The 22,863-nt window shown below is 64.9% G+C and carries 21 protein-coding genes and 1 tRNA gene; 9 read left to right on the top strand and 13 right to left on the bottom strand.

Translation table 11 applies throughout. The annotated features are described in order from the left end of the window. Positions 1-42: 42 nt before the first annotated feature. Genes AM2010_RS10840 through AM2010_RS14310 form a run of 8 tightly spaced genes read right to left on the bottom strand, consistent with a single transcriptional unit; the run spans position 43 to position 6,153 of the window. Positions 43-1,107, bottom strand: a complete 1,065-nt coding sequence (locus AM2010_RS10840; protein ID WP_047807072.1) for a glycerophosphodiester phosphodiesterase family protein — start codon at positions 1,105-1,107, stop codon at positions 43-45. Beyond that, positions 1,107-2,033 (bottom strand): bifunctional riboflavin kinase/FAD synthetase, encoded by a 927-nt coding sequence (locus tag AM2010_RS10835; RefSeq protein ID WP_047807071.1) that lies wholly within the window; start codon positions 2,031-2,033, stop codon positions 1,107-1,109. Before AM2010_RS10835 ends, AM2010_RS10840 begins: the two co-directional genes overlap by 1 nt. Beyond that, positions 2,030-3,214: a dipeptidase gene (locus tag AM2010_RS10830; RefSeq protein ID WP_047807070.1), complete on the bottom strand. Its 1,185-nt coding sequence runs from the start codon at positions 3,212-3,214 to the stop codon at positions 2,030-2,032. The genes AM2010_RS10835 and AM2010_RS10830 overlap by 4 nt, the downstream gene beginning before the upstream one ends. Continuing rightward, complete coding sequence (locus AM2010_RS10825; protein WP_047807069.1) at positions 3,211-3,705, bottom strand: dihydrofolate reductase; 495 nt, start codon at positions 3,703-3,705, stop codon at positions 3,211-3,213. The genes AM2010_RS10830 and AM2010_RS10825 overlap by 4 nt, the downstream gene beginning before the upstream one ends. Before the next feature lie 2 nt (positions 3,706-3,707). Further along, the gene (locus AM2010_RS10820) at positions 3,708-4,763 is read right to left on the bottom strand and encodes a 5-(carboxyamino)imidazole ribonucleotide synthase (protein ID WP_047807068.1); all 1,056 of its coding nucleotides are present in this window, start codon (positions 4,761-4,763) and stop codon (positions 3,708-3,710) included. Further along, positions 4,760-5,269: a 5-(carboxyamino)imidazole ribonucleotide mutase gene (gene purE / locus AM2010_RS10815; protein WP_047807067.1), complete on the bottom strand. Its 510-nt coding sequence runs from the start codon at positions 5,267-5,269 to the stop codon at positions 4,760-4,762. Before purE ends, AM2010_RS10820 begins: the two co-directional genes overlap by 4 nt. 1 nt (position 5,270) lies before the next feature. After that, on the bottom strand, positions 5,271-5,957 hold the full coding sequence (gene gpmA / locus AM2010_RS10810; RefSeq protein WP_047807066.1) for a 2,3-diphosphoglycerate-dependent phosphoglycerate mutase: 687 nt from the start codon (positions 5,955-5,957) through the stop codon (positions 5,271-5,273). Between the two features lie 34 nt (positions 5,958-5,991). Beyond that, positions 5,992-6,153 carry a hypothetical protein gene (locus tag AM2010_RS14310; RefSeq protein WP_169747787.1) on the bottom strand — a complete coding sequence of 54 codons (162 nt, stop codon included), beginning with the start codon at positions 6,151-6,153 and terminating at the stop codon, positions 5,992-5,994. 89 nt (positions 6,154-6,242) lie between these two features. Here AM2010_RS14310 and AM2010_RS10805 point away from each other — a divergent pair. The 3 genes from AM2010_RS10805 (at position 6,243) to AM2010_RS10795 (ending at position 9,156) form a co-directional block, all read left to right on the top strand. Continuing rightward, positions 6,243-6,317, top strand: a tRNA-Thr gene (locus AM2010_RS10805). Positions 6,318-6,608: 291 nt separating this feature from the next. Beyond that, positions 6,609-7,898 carry a sugar MFS transporter gene (locus tag AM2010_RS10800; RefSeq protein ID WP_047807919.1) on the top strand — a complete coding sequence of 430 codons (1,290 nt, stop codon included), beginning with the start codon at positions 6,609-6,611 and terminating at the stop codon, positions 7,896-7,898. A gap of 58 nt (positions 7,899-7,956) precedes the next feature. Then, the gene (locus AM2010_RS10795) at positions 7,957-9,156 is read left to right on the top strand and encodes an MFS transporter (protein WP_047807065.1); all 1,200 of its coding nucleotides are present in this window, start codon (positions 7,957-7,959) and stop codon (positions 9,154-9,156) included. A gap of 18 nt (positions 9,157-9,174) precedes the next feature. Here the strand turns inward: AM2010_RS10795 and AM2010_RS10790 are convergent, their stop codons facing one another. Then, on the bottom strand, positions 9,175-11,703 hold the full coding sequence (locus AM2010_RS10790) for a glycoside hydrolase family 3 protein (protein ID WP_047807918.1): 2,529 nt from the start codon (positions 11,701-11,703) through the stop codon (positions 9,175-9,177). Between the two features lie 254 nt (positions 11,704-11,957). Here AM2010_RS10790 and AM2010_RS10785 point away from each other — a divergent pair, with 254 nt between their 5' ends. Then, complete coding sequence (locus AM2010_RS10785; RefSeq protein ID WP_047807064.1) at positions 11,958-14,963, top strand: TonB-dependent receptor; 3,006 nt, start codon at positions 11,958-11,960, stop codon at positions 14,961-14,963. A 96-nt stretch (positions 14,964-15,059) separates the two neighbouring features. Here the strand turns inward: AM2010_RS10785 and AM2010_RS10780 are convergent, their stop codons facing one another. Both AM2010_RS10780 and AM2010_RS10775 read right to left on the bottom strand, forming a co-directional pair. Then, on the bottom strand, positions 15,060-16,088 hold the full coding sequence (locus AM2010_RS10780) for a LacI family DNA-binding transcriptional regulator (protein ID WP_053044063.1): 1,029 nt from the start codon (positions 16,086-16,088) through the stop codon (positions 15,060-15,062). Between the two features lie 58 nt (positions 16,089-16,146). Further along, a complete protein-coding gene (locus AM2010_RS10775) occupies positions 16,147-16,764 on the bottom strand; it encodes a TetR/AcrR family transcriptional regulator (protein ID WP_047807063.1) in 618 nt (205 codons plus the stop codon). A gap of 100 nt (positions 16,765-16,864) precedes the next feature. Here AM2010_RS10775 and AM2010_RS10770 point away from each other — a divergent pair, with 100 nt between their 5' ends. The 3 genes from AM2010_RS10770 (at position 16,865) to AM2010_RS10760 (ending at position 19,760) form a co-directional block, all read left to right on the top strand. Next, positions 16,865-17,605, top strand: coding sequence for an SDR family NAD(P)-dependent oxidoreductase (locus AM2010_RS10770; RefSeq protein WP_047807916.1), 741 nt, complete (start codon positions 16,865-16,867; stop codon positions 17,603-17,605). Positions 17,606-17,760: 155 nt separating this feature from the next. Continuing rightward, positions 17,761-18,228: a PH domain-containing protein gene (locus AM2010_RS10765; protein ID WP_047807062.1), complete on the top strand. Its 468-nt coding sequence runs from the start codon at positions 17,761-17,763 to the stop codon at positions 18,226-18,228. 2 nt (positions 18,229-18,230) lie between these two features. Beyond that, positions 18,231-19,760, top strand: a complete 1,530-nt coding sequence (locus tag AM2010_RS10760; protein ID WP_047807061.1) for a PH domain-containing protein — start codon at positions 18,231-18,233, stop codon at positions 19,758-19,760. Between the two features lie 13 nt (positions 19,761-19,773). Here AM2010_RS10760 and AM2010_RS10755 read toward each other — a convergent pair whose 3' ends face one another. Further along, positions 19,774-20,094 carry a GNAT family N-acetyltransferase gene (locus AM2010_RS10755; RefSeq protein ID WP_047807060.1) on the bottom strand — a complete coding sequence of 107 codons (321 nt, stop codon included), beginning with the start codon at positions 20,092-20,094 and terminating at the stop codon, positions 19,774-19,776. Positions 20,095-20,145: 51 nt separating this feature from the next. Between AM2010_RS10755 and AM2010_RS10750 the strand changes: the two genes are divergently transcribed. Beyond that, positions 20,146-21,141, top strand: a complete 996-nt coding sequence (locus tag AM2010_RS10750) for a threonine aldolase family protein (protein ID WP_047807059.1) — start codon at positions 20,146-20,148, stop codon at positions 21,139-21,141. Continuing rightward, positions 21,138-22,058, top strand: coding sequence for a DMT family transporter (locus AM2010_RS10745; protein WP_047807058.1), 921 nt, complete (start codon positions 21,138-21,140; stop codon positions 22,056-22,058). The genes AM2010_RS10750 and AM2010_RS10745 overlap by 4 nt, the downstream gene beginning before the upstream one ends. A gap of 9 nt (positions 22,059-22,067) precedes the next feature. On the opposite strand, the gene AM2010_RS10740 is transcribed toward AM2010_RS10745, so the two are convergent. Continuing rightward, positions 22,068-22,862: a Rossmann-fold NAD(P)-binding domain-containing protein gene (locus AM2010_RS10740; protein ID WP_047807057.1), complete on the bottom strand. Its 795-nt coding sequence runs from the start codon at positions 22,860-22,862 to the stop codon at positions 22,068-22,070. Between the last annotated feature and the right edge of the window lies 1 nt (position 22,863).

Raw genomic sequence — 22,863 nt, 5'->3', positions numbered from 1 at the left:
GGCCGTTAGGGCAATTGCCGCGCGCGATAAAGCCGGTTCGCGTCACCGCGCGGCCCGCCGCCGTTCGAGCGCGGCCTGCGCGGCGTCGATTTCTGCCTGCGAACGGTCGTCGAACCGGTTGATCAGCGCGGGGATGACGGTGAAGCCGTCGTCCACGAAGGCGTAGCCGTTGAAGCTGGCGGGAATGTCGCCCAACTGCTCGGGGAATGTCAGCCCGGCAGGGGCCGCCGCATCGCCGCCCGTTACGACGACGATCCGTGCCCCGGCCTCCTCCATCCGCGCGATCAGCCGATTGGGCCAGCCGGCGAAGGCCCATTGGCGATCGAGCGGGATCGTCATCGTCCCGCCACGGCAGGCGGCGGGCACGATCCCGAACCATCCCTGCCACATGTAGGCGCTGGTGCATTTCCGGGCGCTTTCCGGCGAGAAAGCCCAGGCATCGGGATGGATCTGCGCGATTCGCGCGATCGGCGCGGGCGAACCGTAGAAGCCGTCGCCGGCAGCCACCGGGTCGCGGCCCGCCGCACGCAGCGCGGCGGCGAGCCGATCCGCCTCCTGCGCTTCCTGGCCCGTAAAGCGATAGAGCAGGCGAGCGCGGCCTGCCGCGCGAATCGCCTCGTCCAGGCTGGGTATCGCGCCTGTGCCGGACCCGCGCAGCGGATAGGTCCCGCCTTCCGCGCTATAGCCGTGGCCGGCATCGAGCGCCTTGAGCGCTGCCATCGCGGTTTCGCTTACCGCCCCGCTGCCGTCGGTTCGGCAATCGAGCATTTGGTCGGCAAACAGCGCGATCTGCCCATCGGCAGTCGATGCCACGTCGATTGCGATGACCTGCGCGCCCAGCTTCGCCGCCCGCGCGATCGAAGGGGCGGTGTTTTCCAGATAGTCGTGCGCCGGCTGTTCGATTCGCGTGCCGGGACAGGGCGCATCCACCTCGGCATCCCTGTCGGCACCCACCGGGGCATCGGGGGCGGCGAGCTGGCGCAGCCCGCCGTTGGCGATCAGCTTCACCGCGCCTTTGGGTTCGGGCGCAAGCCAGCTGGCGTTGACCACTGTCAGGACAAGGAAGGCCAGTGCCGCCGCGAATGCGAGATAGCGCAGCCAGCGCATCAGCCCAGAAGATCCCGCGCCTGCGCACAATCGCGATCCATCTGCTCGACCAGCTCCGCGATTGAAGCGAACTTCGCCTCGGGCCGCAGGAAATGCCGGAACGCCACCTCGATCTCCTGTCCATAGAGGTCGCCGGAGAAATCGAAGAAATGCGGCTCCAGCAACTCGCGCGGGGGGGCAAACTGCGGTCGCACGCCGATATTGGCCGCGCCGGTCAGTGTGTGTCCGCTGGCGAGCACCCGGCCGGTCACAGCATAGATGCCGAAACGCGGACGCAGGTAGCTTTCGATCGCGATGTTGGCGGTGGGATAGCCGATTTCACGTCCGCGCTTGTCGCCATGCTCCACGACTCCGCGAATGGCGAAGGGGCGGGTAAGGAGGCGGGCGGCCTCTTCCGGGTCGCCGGCGCGCAATGCCTCGCGCACGCGGCTGGAGGATACGGGGGCACCGCCGTCCATCACCGGGGCGACGGCGCGTGTGGCAATGCCGGCGTCGCGGCCCAGCTGTTCCAGCACCGCGCGGTTGCCTGTGCGCCCCTTGCCGAAGGTGAAATCCTCCCCCGTGACCACGCCGGCGGCGCCCAGACGTTGGCCCAGCAGGACGCGGACGAAATCTTCCGCACTGGTTCCGGCCAGCTCGGCATCGAAATGGAACACCAGCATCGCGGTCGCCCCGGCGGCGAGGTAGAGTTCCTGCCGTTGTTCCAGCGTCGTCAGGCGGAATGGGGCCGCGTCGGGTTTGAAGAAGCGCACCGGATGCGGATCGAATGTCGCGATGATTGCCGGGCGGCCTTCGCTTCGTGCCCATTCGATGGCTTCGCGTGCGACAGCCTGATGGCCGAGGTGGAAACCGTCGAAATTGCCCAGTGCGATGATCGCGCCGCGCAGGCTTTCGGGCAGCGGCTGGCGATGGTCGAGCCACCTCATCGGACCGGCCCCATCGGCGCAACGCCTGCCTGCAGAACGCGCAGGGCATTGCCGCCCATCGCCGCGCGGATCTCTTCGTGGGTAAATCCTTCGTCCAGCAGCGCCTGCGTCACCTGAACCAGCTGGCTGGTGTCGAACCGCACGGTCGTCGCCCCGTCGTAATCGCTGCCCAGTGCCACATGCTCGATCCCGACCAGGTCGCGCACGTGCTTCATCGCCCGCGCTGCGGCGCGGGGGGAGGTATCGCAGATCGCGGCGTCCCAGTACCCGATCCCGATAATGCCACCGGTGCGCGCCACGCCGCGGATTTCCTCGTCGGAGAGGTTTCGGTTGACCTTGCAGGTGGCCTGCACCCCGCCGTGGCTGGAGACGACCGGGCGCCGTGCCATCGCCAGAATGTCGGCCACGCAGGCATGGCTGCAGTGCGCGATATCGACGATCATGCCCAGGTCTTCCATGCGCCGGATCGCCTCGCGCCCCTTAGCGGTCAGCCCGCCCTTCTCGATACCGTGCATCGACCCGGCAAGATCGTTGTCGAAGAAATGGGTCAGCCCCGCCATGCGAAAGCCCGCGGTGTGGAGCCGGTCGAGATTGGCGAGATCGCCTTCGAGGTTCTGCAACCCTTCGATCGAGAGCATTGCGCCCACCGGGCCGGTTGCCGAACTTTGCCGGCGCGCGAGAAGGCCGGCGACATCCTCGGGCGCGGCGACTTTCAGCAAACGCCCCTTGGCATCCGCCACCGCGCGATCGAGCTTCTCGCCATGATAGAGCGAACGCTCGAGCAGCGATGTCCAGGTGCGGATCGGCTGCAACTGCGCGATCACCAGCGCGGTGATATTGTCGCTATCCGCATCGTTCGCCTCGTAATTCTGATCTTTCGGCGTCTTGGTGACGCTGGAGAAGATCTGCAGCGCGACGTTGCCGGCTTCCATCCGCGGCAGATCCTCGTGCCCGCGATTCGCATGGGAGAGCAGGTCGCGATCCCACAACAGGGTGTCGGAATGCAGATCGACGATCGTCAGCGTTTCGTGCAGCGCCTGTGCTTCGTCGGAAACCGCGATCAGCGGCTTGCCGTCGATCCGGTTCATGCCGCGCTCGGCAATTCCGGGCGCGAATGCGAAGAAACCGATTGCGGCCAGGACCAGCAGCCCCAGTGCGCCCCAGGCGAGCCAGCGCTTCACGCCGCCTCCTGCCGCAGGGTAACGAAATCGAACGCGGGTGTCTCTCCGCTGGCCGGATGCGATTCGCGCGCGGTTTCCGCCCATTCGGGGCTGAGCCGGGGCATCAGCACGTCGCCTTCGTAATCGGCGTGGATCTCGGTCAGCTCGACCCGGTTCGCCAGCGGCAGGAAGACGTCGAAGATCGCCGCGCCGCCGATCACTGCGATCTCCGCCTCTTCGTCCCCGGCCAGCGCGAGCGCCTCCTGCGGCGAACGGGCGACATGGGCGCCTTCGCAGGCCCAGCGCTCACGCCGGGTCAGAACGACATGGCGGCGACCGGGCAGCAGGCCGGGAAGGCTTTCGAACGTCTTGCGCCCCATGATCATCGGCTTGCCCATCGTCAGCGCCTTGAATCGCTTGAGGTCGGCCGGGATATGCCAGGGCAGCCGGCCCCGGTCGCCGATAACGCCATTGGCCGCACGGGCAAAAATGCAGAAAATCGATTGCGGCATCGTCACCGCCCACCAATTCGCGTCACGTGCCCCATCTTGCGCCCTGGGCGTGCCTGATGCTTGCCGTAGAGGTGGAGGTGGGCGTCGGGATCGTTCAGGCAATCATGCGCGCTCGATACATCTTCGCCGATAATGTTCGACATCACCACGCTGCCGGCGGTCGTCGCGGTGTCGCCCAGCGGCAGTCCGCAGATCGCGCGCACGTGATTCTCGAACTGGCTGGTGGCCGCGCCCTCGATCGTCCAGTGGCCCGAATTGTGCACTCGGGGCGCCATTTCGTTGAACACCGGCCCTTCGCCGGTGGCGAAGAACTCCAGCGTCAGCACGCCGACATATCCCAGCGCTTCGGCAGCCTGCGCGGCCAGGGCGCGCGCGGCGGGCGTCTGTTCGATCACCATCGCATTGGCGGGCAGGGTGGACGTGGAGAGCACGCCGCCGACATGGGTGTTTTCCGGGCTGTCCCAGAAGCGCACCTCGCCATCGCGACCGCGCACGAGGATGACCGAGAACTCGCATGCGAATTCGACGAACCCTTCGTAGATCGTCGGCGCATCGGGCAGACGGATCGCGTCGGCATCGCGGGCTGTCTGGATGCGCCATTGGCCCTTGCCGTCGTAACCGTCGCGGCGGGTTTTCAGGATGCCGGGCGCGCCGATCCGGTCGACGGCGGCGACCAGCTCTTCCGCCGTATCGACAGTCGCGTAGGCAGCGGGCACACCGCCGAGCCCTTCGACAAAACGCTTTTCCTTCAGCCGGTCCTGCGCCGTTTCGAGCGCGCGAGGATGGGGGGCGAGCAGTGGTTCGATCGCGGCCAGCGGCCCGACCGGCACGTTCTCGAACTCCCACGTTATCACGTCGCAGGATTCCGCAAACCGGCCCAACGCGGCCTCGTCGTTCCAGGGCGCACACGTGAATTGCGCGCTGACCTCGGCAGCGACGCTGGCGCGCCCGGGTTCATAGACATGGCAGCGATAGCCGAGCTGGGCGGCGGCCACCGCTATCATCCGCCCGAGCTGTCCGCCGCCCAGGATGCCGATTGTCCCCCCCGGCTGGATCATGCGTTTTCGGGCCGCTCCGCCACGGCGGCCCCGCGTGCGGCGCGCCAGTCCTGCAATCGGCGCGAAAGGTCGGCATCGCCAAGCGCCAGAATCGCAGCGGCGAGCAGGCCGGCGTTGGTCGCCCCCGCCTTTCCGATCGCGAGCGTGCCGGTTGGGACCCCGGCGGGCATCTGGACGATGGAAAGCAGGCTGTCCTGCCCCGAAAGCGCCTTCGATTCGACCGGCACGCCCAGCACCGGCAGATGGGTCAGCGCGCTGAGCATTCCCGGCAAGTGCGCCGCACCGCCGGCCCCGGCCACGATGACGCGAAACCCCTCGTCCGCTGCCCCTTTGCCAAAAGCGTACATGCGGTCGGGGGTGCGGTGCGCTGAAACGATCCGCGCGTCGTAGGGGACGCCAAGTTCGTCGAGCACCTCGGCCGTGCACTGCATTGTCGGCCAGTCGGACTGGCTGCCCATGACGATGGCGACTTTCGGCCCCGTGCCGGCTTCGCTGTCGGCACCCATCTCAGCGATCCTTCAGATACTGGCGTTCGCCCGGGTTCATTGCGTCGTCGAATTCGTAGACGATCGGCTGGCCGGTCGGGATTTCCAGACCGGTAATGTCGTCGTCCGAAATGCCCGAAAGATGTTTGACCAGCGCGCGCAGCGAATTGCCGTGGGCGGAAACGATCACCGTTTCGCCGCTGGCCAGAACCGGCAGGATCTCGCTTTCCCAATAGGGGAGGACCCGCTCAATGGTCAGCTTCAGGCTTTCGGTTCTGGGAACGTCGATCCCGGCATAGCGCGCATCGGCGGCCAGATCGTAATCGCTGCCGTCTTCCATCACCGGCGGCGGCACGTCGAAGCTGCGGCGCCATATATGGACCTGCTCGTCGCCGTGGCGATCGCGCGTCTCCTGCTTGTCGAGCCCCGTCAGCCCGCCATAGTGCCGCTCGTTGAGATGCCAGTTCTTGGTTTCGGGTATCCACAGCCGTCCGCACGCTTCCAGCGCGAGATGCAGTGTGCGGATCGCGCGGGTCTGCAATGACGTAAAGGCGCGAGTGGGTAGAACGTTTTTCGCCGCCAGCAGTTCGCCTGCCGCGATCGCTTCGGATACGCCCTTGTCGGTCAGGTCGACATCCCACCATCCGGTGAAGCGATTTTCCAGATTCCATTGGCTCTGGCCGTGACGGACTAGGATCAGCGTGGGCAAGCGAAGGCTCCTCTTATCGGTCGGGGGTGTGCGGTTAGCTTTTCATGTCCCGATTGGAAAGCCTGCTGTCCTCCGATTCGCCCGCTAATGCGCCGGTTTGCCCGCGCGACTGTGCCTTGCGCCGGCGCAGGTTCTCGCGCAGCTTTGCGGCGAGCCGCTCCTCGCGCGTCATCTTGGTGTCGGGATCGTGTGACATCGAATTGTCTTGCCGCGAATGCCGGCAAGGCTCAAGCTTGGCTTGACTTTCGTATGGTGCGCGACAATAGCGCGCCCGCCTTGTCAGGCGCTGCTGTAGCTCAGTGGTAGAGCGCACCCTTGGTAAGGGTGAGGTCGGGAGTTCAATCCTCCCCAGCAGCACCATCCTTTCCGGTGCTGGCGATGTCAGCGCCGCGATCCATGAAAATTTGCTGGTGCTGTTCGGCGATGGCCGCCGAATCCGGGGCTTCGGCTCCGAAGTCAGCGCTTCGTCGAAACGGGTGGCCCGTCGATATTGTCGGCACAGATCAGGGCGCATTCCCGTGAGGCGCCGCCGTTCCCTGACAACGTTGACAATAGAGGCTTGCCCTCATATTCCCTGAGACAGGCACCCTGCACACGAGAGGCGGCGGACCAGTATCGGGAGGGAAGTTGGTGGTGACGGATTCCGCAGCGATCACGGCGAAGGAAATCTCCTCGAGCGATCCGGCGCCGGCCGAAGGGGAGGGCCATGTCCATGCGCCCAGCCTGCCGCCCTTCGTCTTCGCGCTGTTCTTTATCTTCGGCGGGATCACGAGCCTCAACGATATCCTCATCCCGAAGCTGAAAGAACTGTTCACGCTCAATTATACGCAGGCGATGCTGGTGCAATTCTGCTTCTTCGCCGCCTATCTCGTCATTGGCATCCCGGGGGCGAAACTGGTCAAGCGGATCGGCTACATGCGCGGCGCGGTGGCCGGGCTGATGACGATGACCGCGGGCTGCCTGCTGTTCATCCCCGCCAGCACCACCGCGACCTATCCGCTGTTCCTGCTGGCCTTGTTCATCCTCGCCAGCGGGGTGGTGATCGTGCAGGTGGTGGCCAATCCGCTGATCAGCCTGCTGGGCCCGCAGAAGACCGCGCACAGCCGGCTGACCTTCGCCCAGGCATTCAACTCCTTCGGCACCTTCGTCTTCCCGCTGGTGGGCGCCGGACTGATCCTCGGCCAGCTTGCCGATGTCTCGGCGGAGGATTTCGAAGGCGCCGCGCTGGCCGCCTATCGCACCGCGGAATCGGCGATGATCGTGAAGACCTATCTCGGCCTCGCGGTGGCGATTACCGTGGTCGCGGGCGCGGTCTGGCTGTTTCGCAACCGGCTGCAGGGCGAAAAGCACGAAGCCTCTAGCGGGCTGGCCGGTTTTGACCTGCTCAAGCGCCCGCGCTTCGGCTTCGGCGCGCTGTGCATCTTCCTCTATGTCGGCGCCGAGGTCGCGATCGGCTCGGTCGTGATCAACTATCTGATGCTCGACGATGTTCTGGGCGAGCCCGAGAACGCCATCGGGTGGATGGTCAGCCTCTACTGGGGCGGCGCGATGGTGGGCCGGTTTATCGGCTCGGCGCTGCTGCGCATGGTGAGCCCGGGCAAGATCCTTGCCGCCGTGGCAGTCGGTGCGATCGCCCTGATCGCGTTGTCGACCAACAGCAGCGGCACGCTGGCCGCCTACAGCCTGCTGGCGATCGGCCTGATGAACTCGATCATGTTCCCGACCATCTTCTCGCTCGCCTGCGAGCGGCTGGGCAGCCGTGCGGCCGATGGATCGGGGATCATCAATGTCGCGATCTTCGGCGGAGCGGTTATCCCGCTGGCCACCGGCGCGCTGGCCGATCTCAGCGGCAGCCTCGCCTTCTCACTGGTGCTGCCCGCCGCCTGTTATGCAGTAATCGCGGTGTTCGGCATTTACGCCCGACGCCCTGTTGCAAACTGAACCCGGCAAGTCGCGCCGGATTGCCTTGCGCATTTATGGTCGGCAAGGCGAGGGCCTGATGGACAGGCTCCAGCCCCGCACGCGCACGGCGGCGCTCCTTCTGGCAGTCGCGCTGGCCAATGCCGGCGGTGTGGTTGCCTATCTTCCCTTGTTCACCCTCCTGCTGCCGCTGAGGGTGGAGGCCCTGGACGAACTGGCCAAGATCGACCTGCTGACCGCGACAGCGGTCGTCGGCGGAATTGTCGCCAGTGGGGCCAACATCCTGTTCGGCTGGCTGAGCGATCTTTCGGCGACGAAAGGGGGCGGGCGTCGGCGCTGGGTGGTGGGGGGACTGGTCGCACTGGGGGTGTCTTATATCGGTCTGAGTCTGGCCGGGACGCCGGCGCAACTGGTGCTCGCGGTCGCACTGGCGCAAGCGGCAATCAACGCAGTGCTCGCGCCGCTATTTGCAATCATCGCAGAAGAAGTGCCGGCCAGGCGGAAAGGCATAGCGGGCGGGATGCTGGCACTGGGCAATCCCGTCGCGGCCGCCTTCGCGGTCGTGCTTCTGGCGGAAGCCGATCTGGCGCAGATGGCCCGGTTCGCCCTGGTCCCCGCTGCTGCCTTCGCGCTGATCCTGCCCTTGCTGGCACTGCGCCCCAGCAAGGAAGTCCTCGCACCGGAACTTGCGATACCGTGGGAGCGACGCGACATCCTGATAGCCTCGATCTCCCGGCTGCTCGTCCAGCTGAGCTGCGCGACCCTGACGCTCTACCTGCTTTATTATTTCAAGACGCTGACGCTTGTCGAAGGCGATGCAGCCGGACTGGTCGGTCGCGTGCTGACGATTTCCTACATCATCCCCCTGCCGGTTGCGCTGGTGATTGGCCGGTGGTCCGACCTGGCAGGGACGCGCAAGCCGTTTCTGTTTGGTGCAGCTCTGGTCGGAACGGTGGGCCTGATCGGGATGGCATTCGCGGAAACCGCCTGGCACGGGGCGGTTGCATTCTGCGTCTATGCGACCGGCACCGCGGTGTTCCTGAGCCTGCATGTCACTTTCGCCATGCAATTGCTCCCGAGACCGGACCGGAGGGGGTGCGACCTGGGTCTGGTCAACCTGACCAATACCGTACCGGCAATTATCGGGACCCTGATCGTCTGGCACCTGGCCACACCGGAAAACTTCACGCCCGTGCTGCTGACTTTCGCTGCGCTCAAGGCCCTTGGTGCTATCGTGATTCTGGGCGTGCGCGAACGCCCGCGTGCCTTCCCCGCATAATGTGACGCGGCAGCTGCATCAGTCGGTCGGGCAACCGGCAAGGACATCGACATCGGACAGACTGCCCAGGGCCACGCGCGCCAGGCTGAAGCGTGCCGGTCCCGAAGTCGTCAGGCGGAACGGAGCGCTGATCGCGCCCATCTCGGCGCCCGCAGTCTGGAAGCATTTGAGGGGCACGCCCAGGGTCCGCCATTCTCCGACGGGCAGCGTCCCAAACTCGGCGATCGGAACTTCCCCTTTGCAATCCGCGCCTTCGCAGCGCACGGCCACGCGCGGTGCCTGCGAAAGCCGGGCGTCCAGCCGAACGGTGGCGAGAAGCAGCATGTCGCCGTTGGTCTGGCGCGATAGGTCGATCGGATCGAATGTGCCGAGTTCGATTGCAGCTCCGTCAGGATGGGGATCGATGGTGAAGCTGCGCGCGCCTTCCTGCACGCCGTAATCACTGGCGGTGATGCGCACACGACCCTGCACGGCTTCAGCGGGAACGGTGGTTACGCGCAGCGATTCGCCGCCATCGGAACGCGACACGGTGAGCGACCATGACGACGCGGGGAGGCCGCGTTCGAAAAATACGCCCCCATCACTGCCGTCGTCGCTTACGCCGCTGTCTTCGGGCAAGGGTGTCCACGCGCCCGGTCCATCCGCGTAGCGCAGGCCATAGCCGAAGGGGAACAGCGTTTCCCCATCATGCCGCGCGCTGGCGGGCCACGCGGCTGGCAGCAGGCCCTGGAAATCATGGACCGGTTCGCCATCCGTCCCTGCGAACATCACATCGGCCACTCCGCCTCCCTCCGAACCCGGCAGCCAGGCGGTAACAAAGGCGTCAGCGACATTGAGTGCCTCGTTCACGTAAAGCGGGCGACCGGTGATCATTACGGCGACCACGGGAATGCCTTCTTCCTTCAGGCGCCGCATCGTCGCGATCGGCCTGCGCAGTTCGGGGCGCAATTGCAGCGAGGCAATGTCGCCCTGAAACTCTGCGTAAGGCGTTTCGCCGAAGACAACGATCGCCGCGTCGGGGCGGGCGGCATATTCACCGCCGACAGACAGTTCAGCACTGCCCCCGGCGGACGTTACGGCCTGTTCGATGCCGTCCCACAGTGACGTTGCGCCTGGAAACAGGCTGTTGTCGAGCCCGGTCCCCTGCCAGCTCAATGTCCATCCGCCCGACTGGCGCGCGATATCGTCCGCCGCATCGCCCGCAACGAGAATCCGCGCATCGGGCCTGAGCGGCAGGACGCCGGTGTTCTTGAGCAAGACCAGCGACTTGCGCACCGCCTCTCGCGCGACGGCGCGATGGTCTGCCGCGCCTAGCAGTTCGTAGCGCCCGGACAGGGCGCGCTGCGAAGGCTTGCCCATTTCGAACAGGCCCAGCCGTTGTTTGACGCGCAACACGCGCGCCACCGCATCGTCCAGCCGTTCCATGGGAATCGTGCCGTCGCGGACCTGCGACAGCGTGTAGTCGTAAAGGTCGCGCCAGCTGTCGGGCGCCATCAGCATGTCGATTCCCGCATCGATTGCCTTGGGACAGCTGGCATTGGTGCAGCCTGCCACCTGCCCGTGCGCATTCCAGTCCGTGACGACCAGACCGCCGAAATTCATGCGTCCTTTCAGCACGTCGGACACAAGTCCGCGATGGGCCGACAGCTTGACCCCGTTCCAGCTGGAAAAGCTGGTCATTATCGTGGCGACGCCGTTTTCTATTGCGGGAATATAAGGCGCGCCATGCACCAGCCGCAGCTCGAGTTCGGAAATCGCCGCATCGCCCTGGTCCTTGCCATCGGTGGTGGCGCCATCGGCGAGGTAGTGCTTGGTGGAGGCGGCGACGTGCGGCCCGGCAAGGATCGGCGCGACCGAAGGCGGCCCCTGCAACCCGCGAATCATGCTGCCGACATAGGCGGCGACCAGCGCGGGATCGGAAGAGTACCCTTCGTAGGCGCGGCCCCAGCGATAATCCTGCGGTACCGCGACAGTGGGGGCGAAGGTCCATTCCTGACCGGTAACGCGAATCTCAACCGCAGTGACTTGCCCGATGCGCTCGATCAGTTCGGGATCGCGAGCGGCGCCGAGCCCCACGTTGTGCGGAAATATCGTCGCGCCGACAATGTTGCTGTGCCCGTGCACCGCATCCGTGCCCCATACGACCGGGATCGCAGGTTCGCCGGGGGGCACGTCCATTGAAGCATCGTAGAACGCATCGGCGAGTTCGAGCCACTTCGCCGCGGGGGCGAGATCGTCGCCCCAGGGCCCCGAGTTGCCGCCGTTGAGTATCGACCCGAGCCGATATTCGCGCACTTCTTCGGGCGTCACGCTGGCGATATCGGCCTGGATGATCTGGCCCACCTTCTGTCGGAGCGTCATCTGCGCGAGCAGCGCCTGCACATGCGCTTCGCCTTCCTCGGTCAGCACCTTGGGAAAGGCGACTTCGGGCCATTGTTCGGGATGGACGGTGGCTTTGCCCGAAGGGCTGATCGCCGTATCGCGGGCCTGGGCGGCGTTGTGTGCCGGCACCGCGAGCGCGGCTGCGGCCGCTGTCAAAAGAAGCATTTTCGAAAGCATAGATCCCATCCCATACGACCCCAATCGGCGCGTTTCCGGCCCGATCGGCCCTGACAACCTTGACAGAAACCTCGCGGAAAAGCGCGATTTTTCAGCGAATGATGCATGTTGTTTGACAACGTTGACAGAAATATGCAACCAGTAAAGTCACGTCAGGTCGACTGCTCTCCGAGTCGGAGGCAGGGGGCCGGCACACCACGAAAGATCCGCACGCGAAGATGCGGTTTGGGGAGGATACTGAAATGCACAGCGGAATTTTACGCAACCGGTCGACGTTCCTGGCCGCCGCATCGGTACTGGCATTGGGGGCCGGTTCCGCACCGGCGTTCGCGCAGGCGCAGGATGCGACCGACACGGGACAGGCGGTAAGCGAGGAAGCGGGCGAGAACGTTATCGTCGTCACCGGCTTCAGGGCTTCGCTGGAAAGCGCGCTGAACGCCAAGCGCGAATCGAACCTGATCATCGAATCGGTCACGGCAGAGGATATTGGCAAGTTCCCCGACCAGAACGTGGCCGAATCGCTGCAGCGCCTGCCCGGCATCCAGATCGACCGCGAAAACGGCCAGGGCTCCAAAGTGCGCATTCGCGGGCTGGAGCAGAACGTCACGCTGCTGAATGGCGAGCTCTTCGTCAGTGGCCTGGAAGTCTACAAGGTCGGCGAGGGAAACTATAACCGCTACGACAGTCTCGAAGGCGTGCCTTCCGAGCTGATCGGCGGGATCGAAGTGTTCAAATCGCCCAATGCCTCGCTGCTTGAAGGCGGGCTCGGCGGCATCGTCAATCTCAAGACGCGCAATCCGCTCGATCTGAAGTCCGGCCTGACGCTGGCGGGCAACGCGAAGATGAGCAAGGGCAGCGAAATCGCGGGCTGGGAGCCGGCGGGTGCGGCCGTCATTGGTTATAATTTCAATGACCGGCTCGGCGTTATCGCCTCCTTCAGTTATGAAAAGACCAACAACCACGTCAACGTGCTGGGCGGTGACAATCGCGGCAACTGGGCATTTGACGAGGGGCGGCGAGACACGGCGACCGTGCCGACCAACTATTACGCGCCCGAATATCGATACGTCACCGATCGCGACCAGTATCGCCGGCGTTGGGGTGCATCGCTGGGGATTACTTATCGCCCGACCGATACGCTGGAAGTCAGCGCGCAGTATTTCCATTCGGACATGAAGATCGATACGCGCGAAGCTTCGGTCAAATTTCCCTTCGGCCAGGGCGAATCGCAGGGCCTGGTGGGCGACTATTCGATCAACGAAAACGGCGTCCTGACCCAGGGCACGGTGCGCGCCCAGTCTGCCGAGGCGATTTCGTTCGTCGACGTGTCCAACATCAAGGCGGACAATGTGCAGTTCGCGCTGGAATGGGACAACGACACCAATTTCCGCGCATCTGTCATGGCCAACTATGCATCGTCGAGCATGAAGCGCGAAGTGGCCAACAATGACGTGCGGTATACTGCCTATGGCGTGCGCGGGCCGGGCACCTCGGGGCCGCAACCCGGCTTCACGCCGAATGCAGACGCCCCCCCGACATTCGATTTCACTTATACCAACGGCGATTTCCCCAGCTTCGGTATAGCGCCCGGCAGCCCGCAGGATCTGTTCAGCAATCCCGATTACGGCTTCTTCAAATCGCACTGGGCTTTCGGCGATCGTTCCGACATCGATGGCCATTCGATCCGCGGCGATTTCGCTTATGATGTCGCCGACGGTTTCGAAGACACGATCACCCTCAGCGCGGGCTTCCGCTATGGCCAGCGCACGGTCGATTTCGTCTCGGGCCGCTATCTCGCCGATTACAGCGGCAAGGGTGAGCTCGACGCCACCGCGATTCCCGAAGATGAGCGTGTGGACGGTTATTCCTACAACTGGACGCCCTATGGCTATTTCCAGGACGGGGCGATCGGCTACAAGATTTGCGACTTGCCCGAACCCAACAAGCCCGCGGCATTTGCCGGCTGTACCCGCTTCGGCAATTCGCCGGCACTGATCACGCCGTATCAAACCCTGGTGAGCAATCCCGAGCGGATGGAAGCGATCCGCAACTTCGCCGGCGGCGGCCGGATACAGGGCGATACGGTGCTGGTTGCCGATCGTTCGCAAATGACGAACGCCCTCGAATGGATTCAGGCGCTCTATCCGGATACGTCCTTCACCTTCTTCGAAGATCCGCTGCAAAGCTACCGGGTGAAGGAGGAGACCAAGTCTGGCTATCTCATGGCCGACCTGGGCGGGCCGGACGATTCCTACCACGTCAACGTGGGTCTGCGGGTGGTCAACACCAACCTTACGGTGGACCAGAACCAGCCAGCCAATGCCGATCCCAGCTATTGGGGCACGGACAGCTGGAATGGTGTGCTGCGCGATTATACGACCAATACCGTCGTCCGCAGTTATACCGATTTCCTGCCGAGCGCGAACGCGGTGTTCGACGTGGCGGAAGGCAGCAAGGTTCGCTTCTCCGCTGCGCGGGTTGTCGCCCGCCAGCCGCTGGTTTCGCTGGGCGAAGGGTTCTCCACCACGTTCACCCGCGACCCGGCGGACGACCTGTTCAAGTTCACCAACGGCAAGCGCGGCAATGCAGAGCTCGATCCGTTCCGCGCCTATCAGTTCGATCTGGGCTTCGAACACTATTTCGGCGATCAGGGACTGCTTTCGGCAGGGCTGTTCTGGAAGGAAGTGGACAGCTTCATCGTCAACGAAACCGTGACGGTCTTCGTCAACGATCAGGGCGGCGGGCGCATGGGGCCGGTGTCCCAGCCGGCTAACGGTTCCGGGGGACGGGTCAGGGGCCTGGAGCTGGCGGCGCAATATGCGTTCGATTTCGGTCTGGGCTTCACCGCGAACTACACATTCTCGGACACCGAAACCGACTTCAGCACCGATTTCGACGACAAGCTGCCCCTGCCCGGGGTGTCGAAGCATTCGGCCAACGGTCAGGTCTACTTCGAACACTCGGGCTTTGCCGCACGCGCATCGTACAGCTGGCGTTCGAAGCAATACATGGGCAATTTCAGCTTTGCCGACGGGTCGGTCACGCGGACGATGGGGATCTATCAGAAATCCTACGGCCAGCTCGACGGTCAGATCAGTTACCAGCTGACCGACAACTTCGAGGTTTTTGCCGAGGCAATCAATATCACCAAGGCGAACTCCAGCGTCTATCTGCAGTTCCCGGAATTGCCCTTCCGCTATCAATCCGGCTCGCGGCGGATCTACGGCGGGGTCAAATTCACCTTCTGATACTCGCGCGATTCCGAAAACGTGATGGCGGCCCTTGCCACAGCAACGGCCGCCATTGCCCTTTCCCGCCCCAGCCTACAGCTAAGCGGGCCAGGTTCACGCCTCTGCTGGCGGTGCCGCTACGGTCAGTCGTTCGATCAGGCTATGCGCGTGAACCACGGTCGGCCCCGGATCTTCGCCGGCGAGCTGCCTTATCAACATGTCCGCAGCGGTATGGGCCATTTCCACGACCGGCTGGCGCACCGTGGTCAGACGCGGCCAGACCACGCGCGCGATTTCGGAGTCGTCGAAGCCCGCCACACTGAGGTCGCCCGGAACCTCGAAACCAAGCTCACGCGCGGCGGAAATTGCGCCCACGGCCATGTCATCGTTCTGCGCGAGGATGGCGGTCGGGCGCAATTTTCGCGAGAGGATCCGCTTGGTCGCCTCGTAACCGGATTCGAAGCTGAAGTCCCCCGCTTCGACCAGTTCGGGAAGATATTCGATTCCCGCTTCTTCAAAGGCTGCACGATAGGCAATCAGTCGCTGCGCGCTGACCGGGTGGTCCGGGTCGCCCTTGATAATCGCGATACGCCTGTGACCATAGCCAATGACGTGTTCGGCGATCTCGCGCGCCGCGGCGATGCCGTCCATCGTCGTCGCCAGGCCGAGACCTTCACGCGATTGCGGGGTGATGCGGGCGAAGGGAATGCGGGCCTGGACCAAGCCGTCGAGCACATCGGGGTGGTCGGCCGCGGGCGGGGCAAGAATGACCCCGTCAAGCGCAGCCGAACGGATCGTGTCCACCACGTCCTTCGGATGATCGCCGACCGATTCGACTGGCAGCACGATCAGCCGGTAGCGTTCGCCATGCAGCCGTTCCAGCGCACCCCGCTGCAGTTCGACAACATAGCTCGGGCTGGGCTTTTCATAGACCAGTCCGATAAGGTAGGATTGGCGCCGCACCAGCCCCTGCGCCATAACATTGGGATGGTAGTTGAGCTGTTCCGCCGCGCGCAGAACCTTCTTGCGCAGTGCCGGGGTAATGTGCGGTTCGTTGTTGAACACGCGGGACACGCTTTTGGGCGAGACTTCCGCCAGCTTGGCGACATCGACGATTGTCGAACGCTTGTTTCCGCGAGCCATTCATCATTTCGTGGCGCAGTTGTCCCACGCTGTCAACGAAGCGATGGCCAGGCGCCTCTCAGCCGCCCAGCGCACCTTCGATCCAATGGTCCCAGCCCAGCATGGCCCCCTGCGCCACAGCCCTGAGGCAGGCGCGATCAGCGCCGTCGCGCGCCAGCAACGACATGCCGGTCTGCACGCTGAGATAGAATGCCGCTGCGTCGTGGGACGGGAAATCGCCAGGCAGCGCCCCTTCGGCGATGGCGCGATCGAACCGTGCGGCAAGCCTGCGACGATTGTCCCTGCGCCGTTCCCGCAGCTCGCGGCGAGCCGGGCTGCCGTCGTCCAGGCCATGCTGGGCGCCCAGGACAATGAGGCATCCCGGCGGCGTCTCGCCGGTCGAATAGGCGTCAGCCGTGGCGAGGAGAAACCCCTCTACCGCCGAACGTATATCGTCGACCTCGTCCAGCGTTTGCCAGATCCCGCAGTCCTGAGTGTTTGCGTAATGCTCCACCACCTCGCGAAACAACTGCTCCTTGCTGCCGAAGGCGGCGTAGAGGCTCGGGGCGGCGATACCCATTGCGCCGGTCAGATCCGCGAGGGACGCGCCCTCGTATGTCTCGCGCCAGAACAGATCCATTGCCCGTTCGAGTGCCTCGGTACGGTCGAAACCGCGCGGCCGTCCGCGTTCAGCCATAGAAAACCTCATTTTTATAACGCCCGCTATATAAAGGTATTGACCAGCGGGGCCAAGCACCTCCATATCTGTATCAATCACTACATATATGGAGGTGCAGATGACACGACTGGATGGCAAGCGAGCGCTGGTGACAGGTGGCAGCCGGGGAATCGGGGCGGCCATTGCGCGCCGACTGGCACGCGAAGGCGCAGATGTGGCGATCACTTATGCGACATCGGCCGCCGCTGCTGCCGAGGTCGTGAGCGGGATCGAAGCAACGGGTCGGCGCGCTTTGGCGATCGGGGCGGATAACCGCGATGCCGGCGCGGTTACCGCGGCGGTCGAACAGGTGGCGGATGCTTTCGGCGGGATCGATATTCTCGTGAACAACGCCGGGATATTCGCGGTCGGACCGGTCGGGTCGCTGACTCTGGACGACTTCGACACCTCGATCGCGGTCAATCTGCGCGCGCCTTTCGTTGCGATTCAGGCGGTGCTGAAGCATATGGGCAGAGGGGGGCGCATCATCGGGATCGGCAGCAATCTGGCGACTCAGGCACCGGATCCCGGCTTGGCCGCCTATGCCGCCAGCAAGGCTGGCCTGACCATGATGAACCAGGCGCTCGCGCGAGATCTTGCCGAGCGCGAAATTACGGTCAACACGGTCCACCCCGGATCGACCGACACAGACATGAACCCCGCGGCGGGCGAACATTCCGCCCCACAGATCGCACGAACCGCGCTGAAGCGCTTCGCCGTGCCCGACGATGTCGCCGCTGCCGTGGCCTATCTTGCCTCGCCCGAGGCAGGTGCGGTGACCGGCACATCGATCCTCGTCGATAACGGCGCGAACGCCTGATGCTATCTGCTGCGAAGAAGACGGTCCTTCGGGATAAGCCGCCTTTCGCTGGCCCCCTTCGACCTCGACATGGGAAACGTCGTTCGGCTCGATGTCTGACCTGGCACAAAAACAGTCCCTTGCCCTTCGCGACCGTCTTATCCATGTAATGCACTATGGAAGAGAGCGAAGAGCTAACCGCGCTGCACCCCAATCATGTCAAGGTCATGCGCATCATGGCTCTGGTGGTGGCGGCGCCGTTTGCGATCGGTGCGTTCGTGCTCGAAATGGCCGATCTCCTGCCCACAGGTGCCTTTATCGTGCCGGTACTGCTGGTCGCTGCGTTTCTCGTCGTACGTGTGCCGCTTCGCCGTTATGCGGCGCGCGGCTATATGATGGGCGAGGATCGGCTGCGGGTCGTGCGGGGCATCCTGTTTCGTTCGGATACCATCGTGCCGTTCGGCAGGGTTCAGCATATCGATGTGGATCAGGGGCCGCTGGAGCGTGCTTACGGCCTTGCCACGCTCACTTTGCACACCGCGGGCAATCATAATGCTTCGGTGACGCTGCCCGGCCTTGCCGAAGGCGATGCGCGTGCGATGCGCGAGACGATCCGCGCGCGCATTCGGCGCGACACGATGTGACGATGGCCGAGCTGGCAGACAGCGAACCGGACGACGGACGCGAACAGCGAACGGAGCCTGTGGGCCTTGCCCTCCATGCCGCCACCGGGATGCGGCAGACTGTTCCAGCCCTTATTGCTGCCGCTTTCGTTCTGCGCGACCAGGGGGCGTGGCTGCTCGCCATCGTCCCGCTCGCCTTCCTGATTCTGGGCGCGACGCTGGCGGTTGTCTGGCTGCAATGGCGGCGCCTGACCTATCGCATCGGTGAACAGGATATTCGGGTCGAGAGCGGGGTCCTGAGCCGGGCGGCGCGCTCCGTGCCGTACGAACGCATCCAGGACGTCAGCCTCGAACAGGGTTTGCTGGCGCGCATGTTCGGCCTGGTCGAAGTGCGTTTCGAAACCGGGGCCGGCGGCAAGGACGAGCTGAAGCTGTCGTTCGTGCGGGAGGTTGAGGGCGAACGCCTGCGCGAAGTGGTCCGCTCGCGCAAAGAGAGTGAAAGTACCCCTGACGAGGTGCCGCAGGGCGAAGCGGCGACTGACGCGCGGCCCCTGTTCGCGATGGGGCCGCGCAGGATATTCACCTTCGGAGTGTTCGAATTCTCGCTCGCGGTCGTCGCAATAGTTGCCGGCGCGGCGCAGCAGCTCGATTTCCTCCTGCCGTTCGACATCTGGGACTTCGACCGGTGGGAGGAGAGGCTGGCCGGTCCGGGATCGTGGCTCTCCGGCCTCGGGTCGACGGCGAAGATCGTGGGCGGCGCGCTGGCGGTGGCCTCGTTCATCGCGCTCGGCGTTACCACGGGGCTTATCCGTACCGTGCTGCGCGAATGGGGTTTCGTGCTCGACCGGACCGACAAGGGCTTTCGCCGCCGCCGCGGATTGCTGACCCGGACCGACGTGGTCATGCCGGCGCACAGGGTTCAGGCGCTCCAGTTCCGCACCGGCCTTATCCGCCGGCGCTTCGGGTGGCACGGGCTTAAGTTCGTCAGCCTGGCACAAGATGCAGGCGCGGCCAGCCACGATGTGGCGCCATTCGCACGCTGGAATGAACTGGCGCCTATCGCGCAGGCAGCCGGATTTGCGATGCCGACCGAAGGGCTCGACTGGCACCGGGCAAGCGGTCGCTACCGTTTTGACAGCGCGCTGCTGGCAGCCGCGATAGGTGTGATTGTCGCCTTTGCCGTTTTCGCCTCGCTGACGGTTACGGAGGCCGCGAGCCCGCTATTCGCGCTCGCGCCGTTGGTGCTGGGCGGGGTTCTGAGCCTCTGGCAATGGCGTCTCTGGCGGTTCGAGCGTCATGCAATAGATGGCACCTGGCTTTACGCCCGCAGGGGCTGGCTTGCGCCGCGGACCGATGTCGCCAGCCGGGTGAAGCTGCATTCGGCGGAAATCGCCCAGGGGCCGATTGCGCGGCGACGGGGCTATGCCACGTTGCATCTGGGCCTGGCCGGGGGCACGCTGGAACTCGCGGGCATTCCGCTGGCGCGTGCCCAGACGCTGCGTGATGAAATCCTGGACAGCACTTGCACGCAGGATTTCTCGCAGCTGGGCTAGCGCCAACTTCGCGTCAGGATGGCGTGGGCGCGAGAAGATCGCTCCATTCCGGGTGGCGGCGAAACTGCGCCTCGACATAGGAACATTGCGGCACGATCGTGAAGCCTTGCTCGCGCGCGTCGGCGATCAACGCTTTCACCAACGCTGCGGCAACACCGCGGCCCCCAATTTCCGACGGAACAAGGGTGTGATCGGCAATCCGCGCATTACCGCGCGCCTTCCAGGTCAAGCGCCCGATATGATCGGTGCCGGGCACGTGAGCCCGATATTCGCCGTGCACCGGCTCCTCGCCCGGTCCGGGGTGACGTGTGGTTTCGAGGCCTTCGACGGTCATGGGTGCGCTCCTTCTTGCGCTAAACGCTGCGGTGGTTAGACGCGTTCCGCGATGCAGTTTCTTTCCGACAATGCCGCCGCCGTCCACCCCCGTGTATGGGCAGCCATGCAGGCCGCCGACGCGGCCGATGCACCGTACGACGGCGATGGACTGTCGCGGCGGCTGGATGATGCCTTCGGCGACCTGTTCGGACGCGAATGTGCCGCGATCTGGGTTGCGACCGGCACTGCTGCCAATTGCCTCGCGCTGGCAACGCTGGTGCAGCCGCATGGCGCGGTGGTCTGCCATCACGAAGCTCATATCGAGATGGACGAAGGCGGCGCGCCGGGATTCTATCTGCACGGTGCCAAGCTGATGCTTGCCGGCGGGGACGGGGCGAAGCTGGACCCCGGTACGATCCGCGAGGTCATCGATCCGATTCGGGACGACGTCCACCAGGTCCAGCCGCATGCGATTTCGATCACTCAGGCGAGCGAGTACGGACGATGCTATCGCCCTGGAGAACTGGCTGCGATTGGCAGCCTGGCACGCGAGCGTGGGCTGGGCCTGCACGTTGACGGTGCGCGTTTCGCCAATGCGGCTGCCTTTCTCGGCTGTTCCGCGGCACAGGCTGCGGGGCCGGCCGACGTTCTGAGTTTCGGGTGCATCAAGAACGGGGGGATGAGTGCGGAGGCCGTGGTCTTCTTCGATCCCGCCGCCGCCGATCTGGCCCGCTATCGGCGCAAACGCGCGGGACATTTGCAGTCGAAGGGCCGCTTCCTCGCCGCGCAGGTGCTGGCCATGGCCGAGGGGGATCTCTGGCTGGAAAACGCGCGCGCGGCCAATGCAGCCGCCGCCGAGATTGCCGGAGCGTGCGGAGAGCGGCTGATGCACCCGGTCGAGGCGAACGAGCTGTTCGTTCGCCTGTCGCCTGAAGAACGCTCGGCACTGCGCGCGCAGGGTTTCGGATTCTACGATTGGGGAGCAGAAGCGGGCCGGTTCGTAACCGCCTGGAACAACGATCCCGGCGCTGTCGCCGCGCTCGCACGTGCGATATCCGGCCTGTGAGCGAGGCAGCGGGTAGCGCGCGCCGACACGCGCTGCTGCGCCTGCGGATCGCGCTGCCGTTTCTGATCGTTGCCCTGATCTGGGGTTCCACCTGGTATGTCATCACCGGGCAGATTCATGACGTTCCCCCTAGCTGGTCGGTCGCCTATCGCTTTGCCCTCGCGACCCCGGCGATGTTCATCGTCGCATTGGCGATGCGCCGTTCGCTTGCCATTGGCAGGGCCGGGCACCTGCTTGCGCTCGCTGTCGGGCTGACGCAGTTCTGCGGCAATTTCAATTTCGTCTATCGGGCGGAGCTTCACCTGACCTCGGGCGTCGTCGCGGTCATGTTCGGCATGTTGATGGTGCCCAATGCGCTCTTCGGTCGCTGGCTGCTGGGACAGAAGGTGACCCCCCGGTTTCTGACCGGCAGTGCAATCGCAATTGTCGGCATCGGGCTGTTGCTGCTGCACGAAGCGCGTCTGTCGCCGCTGGGCGGCAGCGTCCTGCTGGGCGTAGCGCTGGCCATTGGCGGTATTCTGTCCGCTTCGATCGCCAACGTGATCCAGGCCAATGAGACGGGCCGGGCCCTGCCGATGGCAAGCCTCCTGGCATGGTCGATGCTTTACGGCACGGGCTTCGATATCGCCTTTGCCTGGAGCATGACGGGGCCGCCGGTGATCCCGGTAACGTCGGCATTCTGGTTCGGTACGGCCTGGCTTGCCATTGCCGGGTCGGTGGTGACCTTTCCGCTGTACTACACGATCGTGCGGCAGATCGGTGCGGGCAGGGCGGCTTACAACGGCGTGCTGGTAATCGTGGTCGCCATGTTCATTTCGACGCTGGTGGAAGGCTATGCCTGGTCCACGCTGGCAGTGGCCGGTGCCGTCCTGGGCCTGGGCGGAATGATCATTGCCTTGCGCGCGCGGCAGGTCTGACCCGGCGTTTCAGAGCAGGGCCGCCAGTCCTTCGCGGAAGGTGGGATAGCTGGGCCGCCAGCCGAGAACCCGGCGTGCCTTGCCGTTGGCGATCCGGCGGTTTTCCGCATAGAAGCCGCGCGCCATCGCCGACAGGCCGGCCTCGTCCGGGCTCATCAACGGTGGTGGCGCGCGGCCGAGCAGGCGGCAGGCTTCTTCCACCACCGTGTTCTGGCTCGTGGGCAAGTCGTCGGCGAGGTTGTAGGCCCCCGCCGGCGCCTCCAGCGCGGCGAGCACGCCGGTGACGATATCGTCCACATGGACCCGGCTGAACACCTGGCCCTGCGCGCCCGGACCCAGGTCGATCCGATGCGCCTTGCCCTCGCGCACGCGGTCGAGAGCGCTGCGCCCCGGCCCGTAGATTCCCGGCAGGCGGAAGACCCGCGCCCCGCGCTCCAGCCAGACCGCGTCGGCGGCAGCGCGGTTGGCCCGGCGGCCCGTGCCGATCGGTGCGCTTTCATCGGCCCATGCCCCGCCCGTATCACCATAGACTCCGGTAGAAGACAGATAGCCGACCCAGCGCCCGGCATGATCGATCAGCCCGCCGTATCGCGCCAGAACGGGATCCTCGCCGCTCGCGCGATCGGGCGGAACCGAAGACAGCACGTGATCGGCGCGGGAGAGTGCGCTGCGCACCGCCGCGGTATCGTCGAAGGCGGTATCGCCGTGCCGCCCGGTTCCGTTGACCGTCCAGCCGCGGGCGCTCAGCACGCTTGCGATGCGGCTGGCGGTGTAACCCATGCCGAAGATGAACATTGTGCGCATA

It is taken from the genome of Pelagerythrobacter marensis (genome assembly GCF_001028625.1).
Classification (GTDB): Bacteria; Pseudomonadota; Alphaproteobacteria; order Sphingomonadales; family Sphingomonadaceae; genus Pelagerythrobacter; species Pelagerythrobacter marensis.
This window is presented reverse-complemented; position numbering and strand designations above follow the sequence as displayed.